The sequence below is a fragment of the Pelomonas sp. Root1237 genome (genome assembly GCF_001425055.1).
Taxonomy (GTDB): domain Bacteria; phylum Pseudomonadota; class Gammaproteobacteria; order Burkholderiales; family Burkholderiaceae_C; genus Pelomonas.
On record NZ_LMDK01000022.1, the window covers coordinates 112,419 to 133,164 of the forward strand.

A 20,746-nucleotide genomic window follows, 5' to 3' on the forward strand; every position below is an offset into this window, starting at 1 on the left:
CTCTGCATCCTCCCAGCAGCGAGATGCGCCCATGATCCGAACCCTCGTCACCGTGGCGGCCGCCGCCAGCCTGTCGGGCTGCGGCTACAACCAGTTCCAGACGCTGGACGAGCAGGTCAGCGCCAGCTGGGCCGAGGTGCTGAGCCAGTACCAGCGCCGGGCCGACCTCATTCCCAACATCGTCAACACGGTCAAAGGTGAGGCCAATTTCGAGCAGGAGACGCTGACCCGCGTCGTCGAGGCGCGTGCCCGTGCGACCAGCGTGCAGGCCACGCCGGAGCTGGTCAACGACCCCGAGGCATTGAAGAAGTTCCAGGCCGCGCAGGGTGAGCTGAGCAGCGCGCTGTCCCGGCTGCTGGTGGTCACCGAGAACTATCCCAACCTGAAGGCCAACCAGGGCTTCCAGGATCTGCGCGTGCAGCTCGAAGGCACCGAGAACCGCATCACCGTGGCGCGCAACCGCTACATCCAGACGGTGGCCAGCTACAACGTCCACACGCGCAGCTTCCCGAACAACCTGACGGCCATGCTGTTCGGCTACAAGGCCAAGCCCAACTTCACCGTGCAGAACGAGGCGGCCATCACGACGGCGCCGACGGTGGACTTCGGCACGATGGCCAGGCCGGCGGCACCGGCCGCGTCGAAGTAGCCACGCGATGCGCTGGCTGACTGCCTTGCTGCTGCTGTTGGCGGCGCCGTGGGTCCAGGCCCAGGGCGTGCAGCCCGTGCCGGGACTGAATGCCCGCGTCATCGACCAGACCGCCACCCTCGACGCCGCACAGCGCCAGGCGCTGGAAGACCGGCTGGCCGCCTACGAGCGCGCGTCGGGGCCGCAGATCGTGGTGCTGATGGTGCCGACGACCGCGCCCGAGGACATCGCCGCCTATGCCCAGCGCGTCGCCGACCAGTGGAAGATCGGCCGCCGCGAAGTGGGTGATGGGCTGCTGATCGTCGTCGCCAAGAACGACCGCAAGATGCGCATCGAGGTGGCCAAGGCCCTCGAAGGCGCGGTGCCCGACCTGGCCGCGCGGCAGATCATCGACACGGCCATGAAACCGGCCTTCCGCAATGGCGACTACGCCGGCGGCCTGCAGGCGGCCATCGAGAAACTGCAGGCGCGCATCAACGGCGAAGGCCTGCCAGCCCCCGCTTCCGCGCCGCACGCCGGTGACAACGAGGGCTTTGGTTTCCAGGACCTCGGCATGCTCTTCTTTATCGGCGTGCCGGTCGTCGGCATGCTGCTGACCGGCCTGTTCGGCCGCAAGCTGGGCAGCCTGGCCACGGCAGGCGCCGCCGGCGCGGCGGGTTGGGCCTTTGGCGGCGGCCTCGTCGTGGCCGGCATAGCCGCGGTCGCGGCCCTGGTGCTCGTGGGCCTGTTCGGCATCGGCGCCGCTCGACGCAGCTCCGGCCTTGCCGGACTCAGCGGCCGCCGCGGCGGCATGCTGATCCCGCCCATCATCTTCGGCGGGGGTGGTGGCGGGGGTGGTGGCTTCGGTGGGGGCGGCGGCTTCTCTTCCGGCGGGGGCGGCAACTTCGGCGGCGGTGGCGCCTCGGGAGACTGGTGATGGCGCGCCTGTCACTCCAGCGTTTCATCCGCCATCGCCTCTGGGACGAGGACGATGCCCGCCGCGTGCTGCCACCCGAGGCGCTGGTGCGGCTTCAGCAGCGCGTGGCCGACAGCGAGCAGCGCCACAGCGGCGAGATCCGCGTCTGCGTCGAAGCCAGCCTGCCACTGAGCTACCTCTGGCGCGACGCGCCGGCGCGCGAACGGGCCGTCACGATGTTCGCCAAGCTGCGCGTCTGGGACACCGAGCACAACAACGGCGTGCTGATCTACCTGCTGCTGGCCGAGCACCGCATCGAGATCGTCGCCGACCGCGCGCTGGCGCGCCGTGTCGACGCCGGGCGCTGGCAGCAGCTGGTGGACGCGATGGGCGAAGCGTTTCAGGCTGGCCGTTTCGAGCCCGGCCTCAACGAGGCCATCGATGCCGTGGATGCCCTGCTGGTGGCCCACTTCCCGCGCGCTCCTGGCGCCGCCACGCAGCGCCTCAACGAACTCCCCGACGAGCCCCTGCTCGCGGGGCGCCGTGCCCTATAGCAGCGTCAGGCTCTGCCGGCCCACCCAGCTCTCGCCCGCCGGCAGCTCGACCGGCCGGCCAATGCATGCTGCCTCCACGCACAACATCTCCGACCAGCCTTCGGGGGGCATGTCGGCCAGCTTGGCGCAGCGCTCGGGGCCAGGGTTCCAGACCACGGCATCTTCGAAACCCTGCTGGCGGACGGCCACCTGGCGCCGGTCCTCGGTCACCAGCAGCGGACGCTCCTTGACACCGAAATAGATGCGGTCCAGGTCCAGCACGCCCTTTTCGCCGGTCAGCAGCAGATCCATGCGCTGCAACGCCTCGGCCTGCTTGATGCTGTCGAAATAGCGCAGGCCGGCCAGCCCTTCGACGCTGACCGCGTCCAGGTCGGCCACGCGCAAATAGGTATGCAGCGCCGCTGTGAACTGCAGCGGTGCGTCGCCGAGGTTCTCACAGGCGAGTTCGATGTCGAGGCTGCGGCCGCCCACGCGCACACTCAACTCCAGCTCGAAGGCATGCGGCCAGATCGCACGCGTCGCGTCGCTGTCACGCAGGCGCATGACGGCGAGCGCATCGTCCTTGCCCTGCTGCTGCTGGACCAGCTCCCACGGCAGCGTGCGCGCAAAGCCATGCTTGGGCAGCGGCCCGCGCTCGGCAAACTGCGGGAAACACACTGGCACACCGCCGCGGATGGCCTTGCCTGGCGTGAATTCGCTGCGCGGCGACAGATACAGCTGCTCACCGGCACCGGGCGGACGCCACGACAGCAGGTGGCCGCCGTGCAAGCTGAACTGGGCGCTCGCGCCATCGGGGCTTTGCAGGGTGAAACTGGACGGTTCGGAGCTCATGGCAGGCGGGGCGCGACGGGGCAAAGCCCTATCATCGCCGACTTGTTTTTTCGGGGCCGCCGCCCATGAACACAGCCAGCGCCCGCCCTTCCCAGAAACTGGCCTTCGTGCCCGAGACCCGTTTCGGCCTGTGGTTCCTGTCCACCGCGACCTGGCGTGTTCACGTGCTGGGCCGTGCGCTGAGCGACCTGCAGCGCATGGCGCCGGACGCGCCGCGCGGCGGCGTCATGCTGGACATCGGCACCGGCCAGGGCCACTCCCTGCCGGAGATGGCGGCACGCTTTGCGCCGGCCCAGATCCATGCACTCGACCCCGAGCCCGACTTCGAGGCCCGCTGCGCCGCGATGGTGAAAGCCTGCCCCGTGCCCGTCACCCTGCACGCGGCGCATGCCGAGCGCATTCCGCTGCCGGACGCGTCGGTGGACATCGTGCTGTGCCACCAGACCCTGCACCACATCGTCGACCAGAAAGCGGCCCTGGCCGAGGCGTTTCGCGTGCTTAAGCCCGGCGGCCTGCTGCTGCTGGCCGAGAGCACGCGCGCCTACATCCACAGCTGGATCATCCGGCTGCTGTTCCGCCACCCCATGCATGTGCAGCGCACGGCGGACGAGTTCATCGCCCTGGTGCGCGAGGCCGGCTTCCAGGTGGACGCGGACCGCATCAGCACGCCCTATCTGTGGTGGAGCCGCAGCGACCTGGGTGCGCGCGAATGGCTGGGCTTGGGCCAGCCGAAAAATCGCGAGGAAACGCTGCTGAACGCCGTGGCAAGAAAGCCAGCCCCTCGCCCAGCCTTGCACGGCTGAACGCCGACAAGTCCGGTCGGTCCCCCGAGGGACGGCGATGCTTGCCGGCTCGACCGGCAAGCACATCGCCCTAGGCGGGCCGGCTTGGGAGCGGCCCGGCGCTCGGCCCGCAATGCGCAATCAGTCCAGCGGCGGCTCGGGCAGGATCCAGGCCAGCAGCGAAGTCCAGAAGCCCGGGATGCGGATCTGCACGCTCGGGTCGGTCAGCGCCCGCGCCCGCGCAGCGGCTTCCAAGGATTCGGCCGAGTCGTAGAACGGCGGATCGGCCAACACCAGCCCGGCCTTGTTGGCGCCATCGACGAGGATCTGCAGATACTCGTCGACATGGCTGCCGGTGAAGGGGTTGGCATCGTGGAAGGTCACGACCACCGGCCGCACGCCGTCCACCAGCGGCAGCTCGGTGACCCGCCGGCGCAGCTCGCGCATCTGGTGCTCGAAATGCGAGCGCCGGCGCAGGCTGGCATTGGGCCAGGGGATCTTGCCGTCGTTGGCGGACAGGTCCGTCATCACGACGCTGAGTCCATGGCGCTGATAGGCCGCGAAGGTGCGCGCGTCGTAGGCCCAATGCGGCGGGCGCACCAGCACCGGGGGGCGGCCGGCCAATTCCATATGCGCCGCCAAGCCCTGGCTGAGGCTGCCTTCGAGCAGCTCATCACTCAGCTTGGTGTGGCTGGTGTGGCCGGGCGTCGCGGTGTGAAAACCCAGCACATGGCCCTCCGCCAGCGTGCGGCGCATCAGCGCCTGGCCGCGCGGCGTCGCACCGCCGTTCACGGCGCCCGTCTGCACGAAGAACAGCGCCTTGATGCCCGGCTGGATGGCATTGCGCGCGAGGCCGTCGAGGATCTGGACCGTCGGGTTGTCGGTCTCCCGCGCGCTCGGGCCGTCGTCGAAAGTCAGCAACAGGCGGATGGGCACCGGGGCGCTCACCGACACATGCTCGGCCAGCGGCGACGGGTCGGCCGCGGCATGGGTCGCGACGACCAACGCCAGGCTTGCAAATGCCGCTGCGAAGCGCCATCGCGCCATCCTGCCTCCGTACTGCTTTCGTGGGGCCAGCAGTTTATTCGCCGGCCCTGCGCGCCCGGCAGCGGCGCCACACTGCATTCATGGGGCCTTCGATGCGCACAGGCAACTTGGGATTGCAGGCCACAGCCAGCACCACAGCGCCGATGGTCGTGACGGCCACGTCGCCCTCGGGGTCGTCGCTGAAGTCCAGCGCCCGCATCAGCGCAAAGTCCAGACCCTGTTCGCGCGCCTTGAGCCAGGCCTCCTTGAGCGTCCAGGCCTGCAGAAAGACCTGCGCGCGCGCCTCGACCGGCAAGGCGGCCAGCTCGGCGCGCTGCGCGGGGCTGTGCACCGTCTCGGCCAGGGCCAGGTGGTCGCGCGGCCGAGCCAGGCTTTCCACATCGATGCCGATCGGCACCCCGGCCGCGACGCAGGCGACTGTGCCGGCGCTGTGGCTGATGGACACGAACACATCGCCACGGCCCGCCACGCGGCAGGCACCGCTGCTGGCCACCTCCAGTGCGGGCGGCTCATCCGAGCCCAGCCAGCGCTGCACCGCGCGGCGCGCCAGCCAGCGGCCGGCCAGGAAGGTGTCGCGCCGGGCCTCGGTGCCCAGCGACTGCAGGCGAGCCTGCTCGGAGGGCGTCAGCCAGGCGCCCGGTGACGGCATGCCGACCCGCAGCTCAGGCTCGGCGGCCAGCAGGCAGAGCAGGGTCACCGCGAGCCGTGGTCAGTCACTCAACCTTGGCCAAAGTGCCGCGCAAAGCGACGCCAATGACGAAGGCACCGGCATGGCACTCGAAATCGGTCGCACTCTTGTACTCCACCTTCCGGTAGTAGCTGACGATGTCGACCACGGCATTGGCGCCGTGGCGCTTGGCGCCATCCTGCAGATCGATCAGCGCACTCAATGCGGCCCATTTGCAACCATAGTCGTCCGCCTTGCCGAAGCCGTTGGTCTTCGGATTGGCCACGTAGGTCGCGAGGCGTCTGCTGACCTTCGGCGTCGCTTGACCGGCCAAATAGAACTTGAACGCCGGGTCCAGTTTTTCCTTGGCCTCGGGCAGTTCCAGCACATCGGCCAGCGGGATATGCAGCACGGTGTCGCGCGCGAAGGCTGGCGCCGACAGCAACGCAGCGGCGGCCAAGACCACAAGACGAAACTTCATGAGCACGCTCCTTGAACGGGGCTTTCGATGATGCCGTATCAAGGGCGCCGCACAGGTAGGCGGAAGCCGGCAAATGCGCTGCGCAGCCCTGCGATCACTGCGGCGCGGATGCCGCCTGATCGGCCGTGGCGGCGGCGGGCGCCTGAGGCGCGACGCCCTGCGCCAGCGCCTCGGGGCTCTTGTTGGTCGTCAGGATGACCTCCATGCGCACGCCACCCATGGCCTCGCAGGACTTGCGAGGCGCCTCGTTCCAGCGGATGGCGGTTGCCGTGACCACCGGGCGCACGACGCGCCAAGGCCAGAAGCCAAAACGCTGCGAACTGTTGTAGTCCACGAGGGCATCGGCCTTGTTCGCCAGGGCCTGCTGCACCAGGGCCGGCAGCAACTCCTTGACGCCGCCATAGGTGCCCTTGGCGACCTTGAGCTGTTGCAGTTTCTGGTGCGGCATGTCGGACGGCGCACCGTTGTCGAAGACGCAGAGGTCTCGACCTTCCTGCGACAAGCTGGCGGCGATCCGCTTGCCGTCAGCCAACTCCTGTTCCGGCGAACCGGCTTGCGCCGCAGCGCTCGCCAAGATCATTGCAACGGTCAGTACGCTCTGCTTCATCAGGCCCTCCCAGGCGGGTTGTCGAAATCAAAGGCGGCGCAGGATCAACGAAGTGTTGATGCCGCCGAAGGCGAAATTGTTCGTCATCGCGAACTCGGTCTGCAGCACGCGGCCGCCACTCAACACATAGTCGAGATCGCCGCAGCGCGGGTCGACGCGCTTGAGGTTGATGGTGGGCGCGAACCAGTCGGCGTTCATCATCTCCAGCGTCATCCAGGCCTCCAGTGCACCGCAGGCGCCCAGGGTGTGGCCCATATAGCTCTTCAGCGACGAGATCGCCACACCGGTGCCAAAGATGCTTTGCGTGCCCTGGCTCTCGGCCACGTCGCCCTGGTCGGTGCTGGTGCCGTGAGCGTTGACGTAGGGGATGGCAGTGGCGGGCAGGCCGGCGTCTTCCAGCGCGAGCCGCATGGCCTGGGCCATGGTCGAGGACTGTGGCTGCGTGACGTGGGTGCCGTCGCAGTTGGTGCCGTAGCCGACGATCTCGCCCAGCATCTTGGCGCCGCGCGCCTTGGCATGCTCGTACTCCTCCAGCACGAAGGTGCAGGCGCCCTCGCCCAACACCAGGCCGTCGCGGTCGGCGTCGAAGGGGCGCGGCGTCAGGCGCGGCTGGTCGTTGTACTTGGTGCTGGTGGCAAACAGCGTGTCGAACACCGCCGCCTGCGTCGGGTCCAGTTCCTCGGCGCCGCCGGCCAGCATGGCGACCTGGCGGCCGCTCTGGATGGCCTCGTAGGCATAGCCCAGGCCCTGGCTGCCCGAGGTGCAGGCGCTGCTCGTCGTGATGATGCGGCCGGTGATGCCGAAGAACACCGCGATGTTGACGGTCGCGGTGTGCGACATCATCTTCACGTAGGTGTTGGCGTTGATGCCCTCGATGCTCTTGACCGTCATCATGCGGCCGAAGTCGCCGATGGCGCTGGGTGTGCCGCTGGAGCTGCCGAAGCTCACGCCCATGCGGCCGCTGGTCAGCAGCGGGTCGCCGATGAGGCCGGCCTGCTCCAGTGCCAGCTCGGCCGAGCGCGTGGCCATCTGCGCCACGCGGCCCATGCTGCGCATGGTCTTGCGGTTGTAGCGGTCGGCCGGCAGCTCGAAGGGTGCGCAGGGCACCCCGACCTGCGTGTTCAGGCCCTCGTAGGCGGCCCAGTCGGCCATGCGCTGGACCTTGTTGGTCTCGGCGCGCAGGCTGTCCATGACGGTTTCTGCGTCATGCCCCAGCGGCGACAACGCGCCGATGCCGGTGATGACGACTCTCTTGTTGCTCACCCGACCATCCCCCCATTCACAGAAATCACCTGATTCATGTCTGCCCCTCGTCCGCCGAGTACGCCGGCCGATCCCCCGAGGGGATGCGGGCCGGCTTGGGAGCGGCCCGGCGCTCGGCCCGCCCTCATCCGACCATTCCTCCGTTGACCGAAATCACCTGACGCGTGATGTAGGCGGCGTCCTCGCTCATCAAGAAGGCCACCAGGGCCGCCACCTCCTCGGGCTGGCCGACGCGCTGCGCCGGGATCAACTTCAGCGCGTGCTCCAGCACTTCGGCGTCGATCATGTCCGTCTCGATGAGGCCCGGTGCCACGCAGTTGACCGTGATCTTGCGGCTGGCCAGCTCGACGGCCAGCGCCTTGCTAGCGCCGATGATGCCGGCCTTGGCGGCACTGTAGTTGACCTGCCCGCGGTTGCCCATCAGGCCCGAGACCGAGGCCAGCGTGACGATGCGGCCGGGCTTGCGGCGGCGCACCAGCGGCATGGTCAGCGGCTGCAGCACGTTGTAGAAGGCGTCGAGGTTGGTGTGGATGACGGCGTCCCAGTCCTCACCGGTCAACGCCGGGAAGGCGCCGTCGCGGGCAATGCCGGCATTGCAGACGACGCCGTAATAGCAGCCATGGGCCTCCACGTCGGCCTCCAGCGCGGCGGCAGTGGCGGCGCGGTCGGCGACGTCGAAGGCGAGCACGCGGGCCTGGCGGCCGAGTTCGCGCACAGCCTGGGCGACGGCCTCGGCTTCGTCGCGGCGGCTGCGGCAATGGATGACGACGTCGTAGCCGTCGCGCGCCAGCCGCAGCGCGATGGCGCGGCCGATGCCACGGCTGGAGCCCGTCACCAGCACGGTATGGGGAGTACTCATGGGGTCTGTCCGTTCAGGAAAGCCTCCGGGTCGTCGGGCCCGAAGACATTGAGGCTGGCGCGCGCCACCTCGGCGCCATCGATGCTGATGACGCACTCAAACTGGCCCAGGCCGTTGTCGGCCTGGAAGAGGCGTTGCACCTGCACGCGCAGCACGTCGCCGACGCGAAAGGCGGCACGATTGCACTGGTAGCGGCGCGTGCCGAGCAGGAAGCCGATGCGGGCGGCCCCGCCCTCATCGGCCTTGATGTGACGTTGATAGCCGGCCCATGCAGCGGCCGCCTGGGCCATGTATTCGACGCCGGCCGATGCGCTGAGCTGGCCACCCTGCACCAACAGATGGTCGGCGCGCACGGTGGCCTCGGCCAGCAGCGACTCGGCATCGGCCTCGATGACGCGGTCGAGCCAGCTCATCGCGCCGCGGTGCGGCACGAGGTCGGCTATATCGAGGACAGCGAGGTCAGTCTTCACGGGTGAGCACCAGCGCAGCATTGCTGCCGCCGAAGGCAAATGAATTGGACAACACCGCGCGCGGGGCGGCGGCCAGGCGCTCGCCAGGCTGGACGAGACGGATGGCGGGCAAGGCGGCGTCGCGTTCGCCATCGAAATGGTGGCCGGGCAAGGCGCCATCGCCCAGCAGGGTCAACCAGCCGATGGCGGCCTCCAGCGCACCCGCGGCGCCCAGCGTGTGGCCGGTCAGCGGCTTGGTGGAACTGCAGGGGGTGTTCAGGCCGAAGACGCGCGCCACGGCCTCGCTCTCCATCGCGTCGTTATGCGGCGTGGCCGTGCCGTGCAGGTTGAGGTAGCCGATGTCGGCAGGCGAGAGGCCCGCCATGTCCAGGGCCGCGCGCATCGCGGCCTCGGCACCGCGGCCGTTGGGCTCGGGCGCGGAGATGTGATGGGCGTCGCTGGTCTCGCCCCAGCCGGCCAGGCGGACGGCCGGGCCTTCGCCTCTTTCACGCGTCATCAGGAAAAGTGCGCCGGCCTCGCCGATGTTGATGCCGCAGCGCTGGGCGCTCATGGGATTGCAGCGCGCGTCGCTGACGGCCTCCAGTGCGGCAAAACCGGCGACGGTGAAGTCGCACAGGCTGTCGGCACCGCCGCAGACGACGGCATCCGCCATGCCGGCCTGCAGCAGCCGCGCCGCACTGGCCAGGGCCTTGCTGCTGGACGAGCAGGCCGTGGAGATGACATAGGCGGGGCCCAAGGTGCCGAGCTCTTCGGCCAGCAGCGCAGCGCCGGAGCCGATCTCCTGCTGGCGCACATCGTGCCAGACCGGCAGTTCGCCGTGCTCGCGGTGGTGGGCCCAGGCGGCTTCGCTCTCGCCGACGCCCGAGGTGCTGGTGCCCAGCACGATGGCCACGCGCAACGGGCCGAAGCGTTCGATGGAAGCATCCACCGCGGCGCGGATGGGTTGCAGCGCCGTCAGCAGCAACGCGTTGTTGCGGCTGCGTTGCGCGTTGGCGTCGGGCAGGGGCAGGGGCTGGCGCACACGGCCCAGGTGCAGGGTGCGGCCGCGCCAGGCCTCGGGCTCGACGCCACTGGGCGTGTTGGCCCACAGCGACGCGGCCAGCGTGGCGGCGTCATGGCCGGCGGCGCAGACGACGCCCAGGGCGTTCAAGTAGAAGGACATCAGCCTCCCTCCAAAGGGCGCGACTCGATGCGCAGTTGATAGTGCTCGGCGCGATTGTCGATCTCGACGCGCGCGCGGCCGTCCAGGTAGCGCACGGTCAGGCGCGTCTCGCCGGACTGGCGCAGCGTGCGCTCGTTGCCTGACTCATCCACGGTCCAACTCGCGGGCAGCGCGGCCTGCAATGCAGGCAGCGGCGCGAAGACCAGGGCGATGTCACGCAGCACGCGCGCCGGATCGACGGCGGCGGGCAGCATGGGATGGCGCTGCACCTTCAGCTCGTGGCCGTCCCAGTTCAGCGTCAACACGCGCTGACCGAAAGCGAGGCCGGCGAGTTGCAACTGCTGCGCGTCGACCTGCAGCAGCGTGTCGAGTTGGCGCTCGGTGACGGCACCGCTGGGGTCGTCCGGCACGTCGGTCACCGTCAGCCGCTGCGCCAGCGACAGCTCGGCGCCAAAGGCGGCCGGTGCCAGCTGCAGCGGCGGCAGCGCAGCCGGCGGCGGCAGCGTCTGGCAGGCTGACAGCAACAGCGCAGCGAACAGGATCAGGGGGCGCACAACTGCTCCAGCGTGCGCATGCGCTCGGGGTGCGCGACGTAGGGGTTGGTCAGGTCCCAGGCGTAGCCGGCCAGGATGGACGAGATCATGCGGCGGATGTCGGGGTTCTGGTCCTGGTGGAAGATGACGTCCTGGAAGCCGCCGCGGTACCAGCTCTCCACAAAGGCACGGAAGGCGTCCACGCCGGCACGCAGCGGCTTGGCGTAGTCCTTCTCCCAGTCCACCGCTTCGCCGGCGCGTTCGCGCAGCAGCGCCGTCACGGCCAGGTCGGCGGACTTCACGGCGATGGTCACGCCGCTGGAGAACACCGGGTCCAGGAACTCGCCCGCATTGCCCAGCAGCGCAAAGCCCGGGCCCCACAGCGACTTCACATTGGCGGCATAGCCCTGCAGCTTGTTGGCCGGCGTGTCCCAGACGGCGTCCTTCAGCAGCGTGGCCAGCGTCGGTGTCTCGGCGACGACGGCCTTCAGTCGCTCCGTCGCGTCCTCGGGGAAGCGGTCGAAGTACTCGGCCCGCGCGACGACGCCCAGCGAGCAGCGGCCGTTGCTGAAGGGGATGGTCCAGAACCACACGTCCACGTCGTCCGGATGCACGGTAACGAGGATCTTGGTGCGGTCGAACGTCGGGTCGCTGATGCGGTCCTGCACATGGGTGAAGGTGGCGGCGCGCACGGGGAAGCTTGAGGGCGTCTCCAGGTCCAGCAGGCGCGGCAGCGTGCGGCCGAAGCCGCTGGCGTCCAGCAGATGGCCGGCTTCGACGGTGTAGGCCGCGCCACCGTCCAGCGGCTGCACGTCGAGCTGCGGGCGTTGACCTGCCGCGACGCGCACGGCCGTCACCTCGTGGCGGTAGCGCACATCGGCGCCGGCCTTGGCGGCGCCATTGGCCAGCACCTGGTCGAAATGCGCGCGCTGCACCTGGTAGGTCGTGCCCCAACCGGGCGTGAACTTGTCGCGGAAGTCGAAAGCGGTGCGCTTGGGGCCGCGGCAGAAGGCCGCGCCGTTCTTGAACTGGAAGCCGGCCTCGACGACGTCCTGCAGCAGCCCCGCCTTCTCGATATAGGCCATGGACTGTGGCAGCAGGCTCTCACCGATGGAGAAGCGTGGAAAGAGCTGACGCTCCAGCACCGTCACGGCCAGGCCTTGGCGGCGCAGCAGGGCCGCAGCGACGGCGCCTGCAGGGCCTGCGCCGATGATGCAGACGTCAGTCGTTTCGAGGGTCATGGTCGTTGACGAAGAAAGGGGTGAGGAACCAGGCCAGGGCAATTCCCAGGCCCAGGGTCAGGCCGAAGGCCCGCAAGGCCGGCGTGCCGGACAGGGCCAGCAACCCGAAGGACAGCCAGGTGCTGGCGGCCGCGAGTGTGATGGAGACGAAGCCGCGCAGGTCCCGCCGGCTCGGCTGGGCGAGCAGGAAGATGCCGTAGTCCACTCCCACGCCGAGCAGCAGCAGCAGGGCCAGCACGTGGAAGAGCTGCCAGGGCTGGCCGAGCAAGGCGGTGGCGGCCAGCGCCAGGCTGCCGGCCAGCAACGTCGGCACCAGAGCGCGCCACCAGGCAGCGCCCAGGCGCCAGGCGAGCAAGGCTGCGACGGCGCCCACCGCAATCGCCAGCACGCCGAGCATGCGGATGCGCTGACGGGCGAGCAGCTCGGAGACATCGGCCACTTTGTCGACCCAGCGCACCGTCGTGCCGTCGGCCAGGGCGGCAAGCTGCGGCAAGGATGCCCGCGACACGCCACGCAGCATCACGACGCTGTGCCAGCGGCCGTCGGTATCGCGGCCCAGCCACTGATGGCGCGCGGCCTCGCTGACGGGCGCCGCGCGCCAGGCCTCCACCGTCAGCACCGGCGCCGCAACGGCGTCGGGCTGCGGCACGGGCTGGCCCAGCTGCTCGGCCACCAGCAGCGACACCTCGGCCCAGCGGCGCTGCACCAGGGCCGCATCAGAGGCCTGGCGCGCGGGCGACGGCACCCAGTCGGAAACGGCCTGCCAGCCGCCGATGCCGGGCATGCCGGCGAGCTTGGCCTTCAAGGTTTCCTCGCGTTCGAGCAGGACTTCCTCGCTGCCCGCGTTGAGCAGGTAGAACTGCGCCGGGCTGGGCAGGTCCAGCCGCCGGCCGATGTCGATCTGCTCCTGCATCAGCGCGGGCGGCGTGTTCTGCAGCAGGCGGATGTCGTCGTTGGCCTGGCCGCACCAGGCGGCAGCCGCCAACAGAGCGGCGATGACGACGCCGCCGATCAGGCCGCTGCGCCAGTTCAGTTGCGGCCAGCGCTGCCAGGCGCGGCCCAACGCGCGCGTCAGCGGCCGCACGGGCACGGGGCCGGCGTCCAGATGCGGGAACCACAGCCAGGTGCTGACGAAGGCGGCCGAGAGGCCGGCGGCAGAGAACAGCGCGACCTGCTGCAGGCCCGGGAAAGGCGTCGTCGCGAGCAGGGCATAGCCGGCCAGCGTCGTGCTGAGGGCCAGCACCATGGTCGGCAGCTGCTCGCGCATCAAGGCGAAGCGCTGCGCCGGCGGCTGGGCGATGCGGCTGCTGTAGTGGCTGCTGGCGTAGTTCTCCGCCACGCCGACCAGGCTGGCGCCGAACACCAGCGTGATCAGGTGCAGCTCGCCAAACACCGCCAACGTCGCCGCCACGGCCACCAGCAGGCCGCTGCCCACCGACAGCAGCACTAGCAGGCGCGGCCGAATGCGGGCGAAAGCGAACCAGCTCAAGGCAAACACGCCGACGAGAGAGCCGATGCCGATGAGGTGCATCTCGCGCTGGGCCTGCGCGGCCGCGGCATGCGCATGCAGGGGCACGCCGGCAGCCAGCACCTGGGCCTCGGGCACGGCAGCGCGGGCCTTGGCGAGGGCTTCGGCGATGCGCTCGTTGTCGCCCAGCGCGAAGGCGCTGGCGCCGCTGTCGATGAGGGCCAGCATCCAGTCGCCCTGGGCATCGGCCAGGCGCAGGCGGCCGTCCAGAGCGCGCACCTTGCTGCCCTGGGCTCGCTCGGCGAGCCATGCCCCGAGGGTGTTGAAGGGGTCATCGATCCAGCGGCCCACGCGCGGCAGGCCCATGGGCTGCATCAGGCTGGTCAGCGCCTGTTGAGCCAGCGCTTCCGAAGGAGCGGTCTGCAGGGACTGGCGCTGGGCGTCGGTCAGCAGGGCGCCGCGTTGCGGGGCGAAGAAGCTCAGCCAGTCGGCCTGCTGGGCGTCGGACACGCGGTGGCGCAGCTTGATGGCGGGCGCCTCGACTTGCAGCTTGGCAATGAAGCGGTCCATCGCCGCTTCGCTGCCCTTGGGTGCGCGCAGCATGACGATGATGCGGCCCTCTCCTGCCCTGGCCAGCGCAGCCATCGCCTGCTCGACCTCGGGCCGGCGCTCGTCCTTGGGCAGCATGGCCAGCACATCGGTGTTGATGCGCACGCGGCCCTTGCATGCAGCCAGGGCCAGGGCTGCGGCCATCAGCAGCAGCGCGAGCGCCCACAACCAGGGCGCCAGGCGGCTGGCGCGATCAACCAAGCTGTTTGGCCTCGTCAGCGCTGGGGGCAGCGGGCTCGCGGGCCTGCTCGTCGAAGCGCAGCGTCGTCGTGTCGCCCTGGGCCTCGGTCATGACGATGCGGCGCAGCTGGCGATCACCCTCCAGCTCGATGCGGCTGAAGAGCTGGGCCAGGGCCGCGGCCTTGGGTCTAAGCGCCGCGCGCCAGGCCTTGTCGCCCCCCAGGCTAGCCTGCACCTCGAAGGCCTGCTGCAACGCGCCGAGGTCGCCGTCCAGCAGCGACAGCATCAGCTGGGTCACGACGCGGATGCCGGGCTCCTTGCTGGCATCCAGCTGCAGGCCGCCACCACCGGCGATGCGGTCGCGCGTCAGCACCAACTGGCTGGCGAACGGCGCCGTCGTGCGCCAGATCAGGCCCTTGCCGCGCACCAACAGGTAGTCGCCCTGGCTCTTCAGCGGCTTGGCGAAGCCGGCAAGCTGCTTGTCCTGCTGGAAGCCACCGCGCTGCACCGGCGTGCTGACGAGGCGCTGCTGAACCTGCGCGATGGTGTCGGCCAGCGCGGGCAACGGGCATGCGGCAAGAAGGAAGAGACGGCGCTTCATGGCAGCGGAATGCCCAGACGTTCAAACAGGATAGGCGGGCTGGCGAACTGCATTTCCTTGCTGCGCATGTCCACGGCCACCATCAGCGTGTGGGCCCGGGTCAGGCGCGCGTTGGTAGCGATGTCGCGCACCGTGTAGTCGATGCGCAGGCGGTGCTCCCACTCGGTGATGCAGGCGCGCACGCCCAGGCGCATGCCGTATTCGGCCGGGCGCACGTATTTCAGCTGCAGATGGATGATGGGCCAGGCATAGCCGCTGGCGCGCATCTGCGGGTAGTCGTAGTTGAAGCGCTGCAGCAGCGCGCAGCGCGCCTGCTCCAGGTATTGCACATAGCGGCCGTGCCAGACGATCTCCATCGGGTCGAGATCGTGGAAGGCCGGCGTGATCTCGATCTCGTGGGCCAGGCGCGGGTCTTCACGCAGGCGCATGCAGGGCTCCGTGGGGCAAACGGATCTCGCGCAGCAACATCTGCAGCTCGACATCCAACGCGCGGTCTTCGTCGATCAGCGGCAGGCGTGCACAGAGCTGCTCGTACCAGGCCGACAGCGACGGGCTCAGCTGCAGGCCGCCCAGGCGCTGGCGCAGGCCCAGGCCCTGGCGTGCGCTGATGAGCAGGCCGGCGACGACCTGCTCGCTCAGGTCCAGCACGCGCAGCGCGTCGCGGGCCGCGATGCTGCCCATGCTGACCTTGTCCTGGTTGTGGCACTCGGTGCTGCGGCTGAAGACCGAGGCCGGCATGGTCTGCTTGAGGGCTTCGGCGGTCCAGGCGGAGACGCTGATCTGCAGCGCCTTCAGGCCATGGTTGATGGCGGCGCGCCCGCCCAGGGCACCGCTCAGGTTCGACGGCAGGCCGTGGTTGAAGCGTGTGTCCACCAGCAGGGCGAGCTGGCGGTCGAGCAGGTCGGCGACGTTGGCGACGGCCGTCTTCAGCGTGTCCATGGCCATGGCGATATGGCCGCCGTAGAAATGGCCGCCGTGCAGCACGCGCTCCTCGACGGCGTCCACCAGCGGGTTGTCGTTGGCGCTGTTGAGCTCGTTCTCGATGAGCTGGCGCAGCCAGGGCAGCGCGTCTTCCAGCACGCCGATGACGTGGGGCGCGCAGCGCAGCGAGTAGCGGTCCTGCAGGCGCTGCTCATTGCGGCTGGGGCGGTCGCTGGCGAGGTCGGTGCGCAGCCGCGCGGCGACGCGCTGCTGGCCGGCATGCGGCTTGACGGCGAACAGGCGCTCGTCGAAGTGATGGGCATTGCCGGCGCTGGCGACCACATTGGCCGCCGTGATGCGTGTGGCGAGCAGCGACAGGCGCTCGGCACGCTGGAAGGCCAGGCAGGCCAGCGCCGTCATGACGGCCGTGCCGTTCATGATGGCCAGGCCTTCCTTGGGGCGCAGCGTGTGCGGCTTGAGGCCGACGGCCGCAAGGGCCTCGGCCGCCGGCATCTGCCGGCCCTGGAACCACACCTCGCGCTCGCCGCACAGCACGGCGGCGACATAGCTCAGCGGCGTAAGGTCACCGCTCGCGCCGACCGAACCTTCGCTGGGGATCAAGGGCAGGATGTCGTGCTCGATCAGGGCGGCCAACTGTTGCAGCAAGGCGTAGCTCACGCCCGACACGCCCTGCGCCAGCGACTGCAGCCGCACGGCCAGCACGGCGCGCACCTGCTCGGGCGCCAGCATGGGGCCGGCGCCGATGCCGTGGTAGGTGTAGAGGTGGCGCGGCAGCTCGGCGACCAGGGCCGGCGGGATGCTGACGGTGCAGGAGTCGCCGTAGCCGGTGGTGACACCGTAGACGACGCCGTCCTCAGCCAGCAGGCGGGCGATGAACTCGGCGCCGGCGTCGATGTGGCGCACGAAATCAGGCGCGGTGCTCAGACGCGCGCGGGCCTCGCGGCGGGAGATGGCGGCGATGTCGTCCAGGCTCAGCGGGCGGCCATCGAAAACAATCTCAGGCAACGGCATGCGGGCTGTCCCAGAAAGCGTAGAAGTTGAACCAGTCATAGGGCGATTCGCGCAGGCGGCGCTGCAGAATCCGTGCGTAGCTCTGAGCGTATTGGGCCAGAGCCTCGCGGCGCCCCGCTCGCGGCAGGCTGACGTGCTCGGTCAGCACCTCGAAGCGGATCTCATAGCCGGCCCCCCGGTGCAGGCAGGTCAGCAGCACCAGCGGGCAGTGCAGCACGCCGGCCAGCACATAGGCGCCCACCGGCAGCGGCGCCGGCGCACCGAGGAAGTCGACGCTGACGGTCTGGGCGGATTGGATGGGCACGCGGTCGCCGGCAATGGCGATCCAGCCGCCGGCGTCCACCAGCTCCTTGAGCTGCATGGCCATGGCCGGCCCGAAGTCGGTGACCTCCAGCAGGTTGACAGCGGAGCTCGGGTCCAGGCGCTTGAGGATGCGGTTGAAGGCCTGGGCGTGGCGGGTGTGCACCAGTACCGTCAGCTTCAGGTCCTGCTTGGTGCGGCCCACCATGCGGCACAGCTCCAGGCAGCCCATGTGGGCAGTGATGAAGATGCCGCCCTGGCCCCGGGCCACCATGGCGTCGACGAGAGAGAAGTCCTGCTCGCGCACGCACTCGGCCGGGTAGCGGCCGGCCATGGCCAGCAGCTTGTCGAGCATGGTCTCGGCAAAGCAGGCGACGTGGCGCAGCCCTTCGCGCCAATCGGGTTCACGCTTGAACACGCCCGGTTCGGCACGGTGCAGATGGCGCAGATAGTCCAGCGATGAGCGGCGCAGCGCCGGGCGCGTCAGCCAATGCAACACCACCACGGGAAACATGGCCCAGCGAACCAGGCGCCGGCCGAAGAGCTTGTGCACGCCGTACAGCAGCCAGATACCGCTGACGAAGGTCGTTTCACCCAACGACGCCCAGTGCTGAGCGCGCACTGTCATGGATTGCTCCGCAGCTTGCGCGCCAGCAGTAGCGGCGCGCGCCACAGCATGCCGAAGAAGAGCCGCGTGTGCATGGCCGAGATCAGCACGTTGTCGCGCCAGACGCGAAAGTGCGAGATGCCGCCGACCGGATAGTGCACGCGCGTGGGCTGGTTGACGACCGGCACGCCGGCCCAGACGAGGCGCACGGCGATCTCGGTGTCGAAGTCCATGCGCCGTCCCATGGAGGCATGCGCGAGCTGCGGCAGCGTGGTGGCCAGCGGGTAGATGCGAAAGCCGCACATCGAGTCGCGCACGGCGAAACTCAGCGTGTTGATCCAGACCCAGATGTGGGTGGCGTAGCGGCCGTACAGCCGCGCGCGCGGCACGGAGGCGTCATAGATGGGGCAGCCGCAGATCAGTGCCTCAGGGCGCGCCTGGGCGGCGGCCACGAAGCGCGAGGCATCGAAGGCGTCATGCTGGCCGTCGGCATCGATCTGCAGGCCATGGGTGTAGCCCTGCTCGACCGCCAGGCGCATGCCGGCGATGACGGCCACGCCCTTGCCCTGGTTGTGCGGCAGGCGCAGCAGCTGGATGCCGTCCTGCCGCGCCAAGGCGTCGAGCTGCGCTGCCGTGGCGGCTGCGCTGCCATCGTCCACCAGCAGCACCGGCAGGCCCTGCTCGCGCAGCTTGGCCGCAACGCCACCGACCGTACCGCCATGGTTGTAAACAGGAATGACGGCGCAAACCTTCACACGCCGGCTCCGAAGCGCAGCTTGCCGCTGGCGTGCGCGCCGCGCTCGCTGGTCAGCGCGAAACGCAGCTCGCTGCCGTCGGCATTGATGGTCAGCTCGAGGTCCACGGTGCCGCCGGGGCGGATGACCTGCTGGAACTTGAGCTGGTCCAGCCCGGCAAAGGCCGGCTGCAGTGCGAACAGCTCGCGTGCAAAGCGCTCTGCCCAATCCAGCTGCACGACGCCCGGCAGCACAGGCTGGCCCTCAAAGTGCCCTTCGAAGCCGGGATGGCGGGCCTCGATGTCGACGCGCAGCCGCACCGTCAGCGCCTCACGCATCAGCACCCGGGCGGGCGGGCGCATGGGGTCGAACAAGGCCTGCAATGCGGCCTGAGTGGTCTTGCCCTGGGTGTTGGCGGGGAATTCGCTGACGAGGCGCCAGCGGCGCGGGCGCACGGTGGACTCCAGCTGGGCGGCCAGGCGTTCGCGCAGCGGCGCGAGCCATGCAGCGCGGCCGGCCTGGTCGATGGCGCCCCAGGCCTCGGGCGTGGGCACCAACACGACGCCCAGCTCCTGGCGCGAGCCCGGCAGCAGCAGCGCGCGGGCTTCCTGCACCTGGCCGCTGGCCAGCAGGGCCTGCTCGACGGCGGCCAGCGACACGCGCTTTTCTTCCACCTTGACGATGCGGTCCGCGCGGCCCAACAGCACGAAGCCGGGGCCTTCCGCGCGGGCATGGTCGGCGGCCGTGTACCAGTCATCGCCACCGATATGGGCCGAGCGCAGCTGCAGCTGGCCGTCGCTCAATTGCCATTCGACGCCGGGCAGCGCGCGCCAGGGCTCGGCATCGCCCGCGCCGGGCGGGCGCTGGCGCCAGGCCACACCGCCGGTCTCGCTGCTGCCGTAGACCTCGATGGGCGTCTGACCCAGGCGCTCGGCGCAGGGGGCCAGCGCATCGGCTGGCAGCGGGCCGCCGGAGCTGAACACCGCCGCCAGGCGCTCGGGCAGGTCGCCGGTGACGGCGAGCTGCAGGCGCTTCAGGTGGGCGGGGCTGGCGATCAGCGCGATGCGGCCGGGCACGGCATGCAGGTCTTCCAGATAGGCCACGCGGTTCGCTGCCGTGGGGCGGCCGGCGGCCAGTGGCCACAGCACGCGGAACAGCAGGCCGTAGATGTGCTGGTGGCTGACGGTGGCGTGAACCGTGGCGCCGTCCAGGCGCGCACCGAACTCGGCTTCCAGCGCGCGCACCTCGTCGAACAACTGGTGCAGCTGCTTGGGGATGGCGCCGGGCTCGCCGCTGCTGCCGGAAGTGAAAACGACGAGCTGGGGGGCCTGCGGGTCCAGCGACTGCCAATCCGGCACGGGCGCATCGGCCACGGCAGCAGTGGCATCGCTGCGGCCAGGCCAGTCGCCGGCAAACGCCCCCACCTGCTCGGACAGACGCTGCGCCGTGGCCGGCAGCGCGTCACCGGGCCACCAGACGGTCTTGCGGGCATGCCAGGCGCCGAACAGCGCGGCGGTGGCGTGCAGGGTGTCTTCGAAATGCAGTGCGACGTCGCCCGTCGCCAGCGCCTGGAAATGCGCGAACCAGCCAGCGGCCTGGGCCAGGAACTCGGCCGACATGACAGCCCGGCCGGAACGCCAACCCACGGGCTGAGCGGCCCGCGCCGGGCTCAGGGCACCGGCAAGGCCGAGGCGCAGTTCACGCCACATGCTTGCCGGCTCGTACGCGGCGGCGCACCAGCCACTCGCCGCCCATCAGGGTGCCCATCAGCCCGTAAGTGATGAAGCCGTTGTACAGCGCCCAGGTCTGCTCGCTGGCCCACAGGGCCGTCGCCAGGCTGATGCTGCCGTTGACGATGAAGAAGCCGCACCAGACGATGGTGACGCGGCGCGTGTAGGCCACGCCGTGGGCGTCCAACTCGGGGTCGTGCAGGCGCGCCAGGCGCTCGACGACGGTCTGGCCCTTGAACAGGCTGGCGCCGAAGAGCACCAGCATGGCCAGGTTCATCGCCACCGGATAGATCTTCAGCGGCAACAGCTGGTTGGACCAGGCCGTCAACGCGGCCAGCACCAGGCCGGCCAGCGCGATCGCGAGGGCCTGCTGGCTGCGCGACGCGAGGTAGCGCGCCAGCGCCAGAGCGAGAAGCAGCAGCGCCAACACCCGGGGCTCGGCATGTGCGAGGCCCAGGTAGACGAGAACGGGATAGAGGGCGGTCAGCGCCACCCAGAGGATGTTGCGCACGCTGGGGCGAGA

The 20,746-nt window shown here is 69.9% G+C and carries 23 protein-coding genes; 4 read left to right on the forward strand and 19 right to left on the reverse strand.

The genetic code is table 11. From position 1 onward, the window contains the following. Positions 1–31 precede the first annotated feature (31 nt). From ASC91_RS28155 to ASC91_RS28165, 3 genes are read left to right on the forward strand one after another with little or no spacing between them, the layout of a single operon-like run. Positions 32–649: a LemA family protein gene (locus ASC91_RS28155; RefSeq protein ID WP_056205489.1), complete on the forward strand. Its 618-nt coding sequence runs from the start codon at positions 32–34 to the stop codon at positions 647–649. Between the two features lie 7 nt (positions 650–656). Continuing rightward, the gene (locus tag ASC91_RS28160) at positions 657–1,565 is read left to right on the forward strand and encodes a YgcG family protein (protein WP_056205491.1); all 909 of its coding nucleotides are present in this window, start codon (positions 657–659) and stop codon (positions 1,563–1,565) included. After that, on the forward strand, positions 1,565–2,098 hold the full coding sequence (locus tag ASC91_RS28165; RefSeq protein WP_056205493.1) for a TPM domain-containing protein: 534 nt from the start codon (positions 1,565–1,567) through the stop codon (positions 2,096–2,098). The genes ASC91_RS28160 and ASC91_RS28165 overlap by 1 nt, the downstream gene beginning before the upstream one ends. Here the strand turns inward: ASC91_RS28165 and ASC91_RS28170 are convergent. Then, positions 2,093–2,929 carry a D-hexose-6-phosphate mutarotase gene (locus tag ASC91_RS28170; protein ID WP_056205495.1) on the reverse strand — a complete coding sequence of 279 codons (837 nt, stop codon included), beginning with the start codon at positions 2,927–2,929 and terminating at the stop codon, positions 2,093–2,095. The genes ASC91_RS28165 and ASC91_RS28170 overlap by 6 nt on opposite strands. A 65-nt stretch (positions 2,930–2,994) precedes the next feature. On the opposite strand from ASC91_RS28170, the gene ASC91_RS28175 reads away from it, so the two are divergent. Beyond that, a complete protein-coding gene (locus ASC91_RS28175) occupies positions 2,995–3,732 on the forward strand; it encodes a class I SAM-dependent methyltransferase (RefSeq protein WP_056205497.1) in 738 nt (245 codons plus the stop codon). Positions 3,733–3,852: 120 nt separating this feature from the next. On the opposite strand, the gene ASC91_RS28180 is transcribed toward ASC91_RS28175, so the two are convergent. The 18 genes from ASC91_RS28180 to ASC91_RS28265 form a co-directional block, all read right to left on the reverse strand. Beyond that, positions 3,853–4,758 (reverse strand): polysaccharide deacetylase family protein, encoded by a 906-nt coding sequence (locus ASC91_RS28180; protein WP_056205499.1) that lies wholly within the window; start codon positions 4,756–4,758, stop codon positions 3,853–3,855. Between the two features lie 34 nt (positions 4,759–4,792). After that, a complete protein-coding gene (locus tag ASC91_RS28185) occupies positions 4,793–5,455 on the reverse strand; it encodes a 4'-phosphopantetheinyl transferase superfamily protein (RefSeq protein ID WP_056205501.1) in 663 nt (220 codons plus the stop codon). Positions 5,456–5,471: 16 nt separating this feature from the next. Continuing rightward, positions 5,472–5,906, reverse strand: coding sequence for a hypothetical protein (locus ASC91_RS28190; protein ID WP_056205503.1), 435 nt, complete (start codon positions 5,904–5,906; stop codon positions 5,472–5,474). Between the two features lie 94 nt (positions 5,907–6,000). After that, positions 6,001–6,513 carry a hypothetical protein gene (locus ASC91_RS28195; protein WP_056205505.1) on the reverse strand — a complete coding sequence of 171 codons (513 nt, stop codon included), beginning with the start codon at positions 6,511–6,513 and terminating at the stop codon, positions 6,001–6,003. Between the two features lie 27 nt (positions 6,514–6,540). Continuing rightward, positions 6,541–7,776 carry a beta-ketoacyl-ACP synthase gene (locus tag ASC91_RS28200; protein WP_056205506.1) on the reverse strand — a complete coding sequence of 412 codons (1,236 nt, stop codon included), beginning with the start codon at positions 7,774–7,776 and terminating at the stop codon, positions 6,541–6,543. A 124-nt stretch (positions 7,777–7,900) separates the two neighbouring features. After that, complete coding sequence (fabG, locus tag ASC91_RS28205; protein WP_056205509.1) at positions 7,901–8,635, reverse strand: 3-oxoacyl-ACP reductase FabG; 735 nt, start codon at positions 8,633–8,635, stop codon at positions 7,901–7,903. Then, entirely contained in the window at positions 8,632–9,105 is a 474-nt protein-coding gene (locus tag ASC91_RS28210) for a 3-hydroxylacyl-ACP dehydratase (protein ID WP_235532132.1), read from the reverse strand. The genes fabG and ASC91_RS28210 overlap by 4 nt, the downstream gene beginning before the upstream one ends. After that, complete coding sequence (locus ASC91_RS28215; RefSeq protein WP_056205513.1) at positions 9,095–10,267, reverse strand: beta-ketoacyl-ACP synthase; 1,173 nt, start codon at positions 10,265–10,267, stop codon at positions 9,095–9,097. The genes ASC91_RS28210 and ASC91_RS28215 overlap by 11 nt, the downstream gene beginning before the upstream one ends. Next, a complete protein-coding gene (locus ASC91_RS28220) occupies positions 10,267–10,821 on the reverse strand; it encodes a DUF3261 domain-containing protein (RefSeq protein WP_056205515.1) in 555 nt (184 codons plus the stop codon). Before ASC91_RS28220 ends, ASC91_RS28215 begins: the two co-directional genes overlap by 1 nt. Further along, a complete protein-coding gene (locus ASC91_RS28225; RefSeq protein ID WP_056205517.1) occupies positions 10,809–12,041 on the reverse strand; it encodes an NAD(P)/FAD-dependent oxidoreductase in 1,233 nt (410 codons plus the stop codon). The genes ASC91_RS28220 and ASC91_RS28225 overlap by 13 nt, the downstream gene beginning before the upstream one ends. Then, on the reverse strand, positions 12,022–14,319 hold the full coding sequence (locus ASC91_RS28230; RefSeq protein ID WP_157282221.1) for an MMPL family transporter: 2,298 nt from the start codon (positions 14,317–14,319) through the stop codon (positions 12,022–12,024). The genes ASC91_RS28225 and ASC91_RS28230 overlap by 20 nt, the downstream gene beginning before the upstream one ends. After that, positions 14,312–14,899: an outer membrane lipoprotein carrier protein LolA gene (locus ASC91_RS28235; protein ID WP_082533084.1), complete on the reverse strand. Its 588-nt coding sequence runs from the start codon at positions 14,897–14,899 to the stop codon at positions 14,312–14,314. Before ASC91_RS28235 ends, ASC91_RS28230 begins: the two co-directional genes overlap by 8 nt. Further along, positions 14,896–15,327 (reverse strand): thioesterase family protein, encoded by a 432-nt coding sequence (locus ASC91_RS28240; protein ID WP_056205523.1) that lies wholly within the window; start codon positions 15,325–15,327, stop codon positions 14,896–14,898. Before ASC91_RS28240 ends, ASC91_RS28235 begins: the two co-directional genes overlap by 4 nt. Next, positions 15,314–16,852 (reverse strand): histidine ammonia-lyase, encoded by a 1,539-nt coding sequence (gene hutH, locus ASC91_RS28245; protein ID WP_056205525.1) that lies wholly within the window; start codon positions 16,850–16,852, stop codon positions 15,314–15,316. The genes ASC91_RS28240 and hutH overlap by 14 nt, the downstream gene beginning before the upstream one ends. Next, positions 16,839–17,780, reverse strand: a complete 942-nt coding sequence (locus ASC91_RS28250) for an acyltransferase (RefSeq protein ID WP_056205526.1) — start codon at positions 17,778–17,780, stop codon at positions 16,839–16,841. Before ASC91_RS28250 ends, hutH begins: the two co-directional genes overlap by 14 nt. After that, the gene (locus tag ASC91_RS28255; RefSeq protein WP_056205528.1) at positions 17,777–18,514 is read right to left on the reverse strand and encodes a glycosyltransferase family 2 protein; all 738 of its coding nucleotides are present in this window, start codon (positions 18,512–18,514) and stop codon (positions 17,777–17,779) included. The genes ASC91_RS28250 and ASC91_RS28255 overlap by 4 nt, the downstream gene beginning before the upstream one ends. Beyond that, a complete protein-coding gene (locus tag ASC91_RS28260; protein ID WP_056205530.1) occupies positions 18,511–20,202 on the reverse strand; it encodes an AMP-binding protein in 1,692 nt (563 codons plus the stop codon). The genes ASC91_RS28255 and ASC91_RS28260 overlap by 4 nt, the downstream gene beginning before the upstream one ends. After that, entirely contained in the window at positions 20,192–20,734 is a 543-nt protein-coding gene (locus tag ASC91_RS28265) for a hypothetical protein (protein WP_157282223.1), read from the reverse strand. The genes ASC91_RS28260 and ASC91_RS28265 overlap by 11 nt, the downstream gene beginning before the upstream one ends. Positions 20,735–20,746 lie beyond the last annotated feature (12 nt).

Excerpts from the sequence above, each read along its gene's own strand:
- ASC91_RS28195 (WP_056205505.1), bottom strand. The coding sequence starts at position 6,513 with ATGAAGCAGAGCGTACTGACCGTTGCAATGATCTTGGCGAGCGCTGCG.
- ASC91_RS28155 (WP_056205489.1), top strand. The coding sequence starts at position 32 with ATGATCCGAACCCTCGTCACCGTGGCGGCCGCCGCCAGCCTGTCGGGC.
- ASC91_RS28260 (WP_056205530.1), bottom strand. The coding sequence starts at position 20,202 with ATGTGGCGTGAACTGCGCCTCGGCCTTGCCGGTGCCCTGAGCCCGGCG.
- ASC91_RS28180 (WP_056205499.1), bottom strand. The coding sequence starts at position 4,758 with ATGGCGCGATGGCGCTTCGCAGCGGCATTTGCAAGCCTGGCGTTGGTC.
- hutH (WP_056205525.1), bottom strand. The coding sequence starts at position 16,852 with ATGCCGTTGCCTGAGATTGTTTTCGATGGCCGCCCGCTGAGCCTGGAC.
- ASC91_RS28165 (WP_056205493.1), top strand. The coding sequence starts at position 1,565 with ATGGCGCGCCTGTCACTCCAGCGTTTCATCCGCCATCGCCTCTGGGAC.
- fabG (WP_056205509.1), bottom strand. The coding sequence starts at position 8,635 with ATGAGTACTCCCCATACCGTGCTGGTGACGGGCTCCAGCCGTGGCATC.
- ASC91_RS28225 (WP_056205517.1), bottom strand. The coding sequence starts at position 12,041 with ATGACCCTCGAAACGACTGACGTCTGCATCATCGGCGCAGGCCCTGCA.
- ASC91_RS28235 (WP_082533084.1), bottom strand. The coding sequence starts at position 14,899 with ATGAAGCGCCGTCTCTTCCTTCTTGCCGCATGCCCGTTGCCCGCGCTG.
- ASC91_RS28215 (WP_056205513.1), bottom strand. The coding sequence starts at position 10,267 with ATGTCCTTCTACTTGAACGCCCTGGGCGTCGTCTGCGCCGCCGGCCAT.
- ASC91_RS28250 (WP_056205526.1), bottom strand. The coding sequence starts at position 17,780 with ATGACAGTGCGCGCTCAGCACTGGGCGTCGTTGGGTGAAACGACCTTC.
- ASC91_RS28160 (WP_056205491.1), top strand. The coding sequence starts at position 657 with ATGCGCTGGCTGACTGCCTTGCTGCTGCTGTTGGCGGCGCCGTGGGTC.
- ASC91_RS28170 (WP_056205495.1), bottom strand. The coding sequence starts at position 2,929 with ATGAGCTCCGAACCGTCCAGTTTCACCCTGCAAAGCCCCGATGGCGCG.
- ASC91_RS28190 (WP_056205503.1), bottom strand. The coding sequence starts at position 5,906 with ATGAAGTTTCGTCTTGTGGTCTTGGCCGCCGCTGCGTTGCTGTCGGCG.
- ASC91_RS28175 (WP_056205497.1), top strand. The coding sequence starts at position 2,995 with ATGAACACAGCCAGCGCCCGCCCTTCCCAGAAACTGGCCTTCGTGCCC.
- ASC91_RS28240 (WP_056205523.1), bottom strand. The coding sequence starts at position 15,327 with ATGCGCCTGCGTGAAGACCCGCGCCTGGCCCACGAGATCGAGATCACG.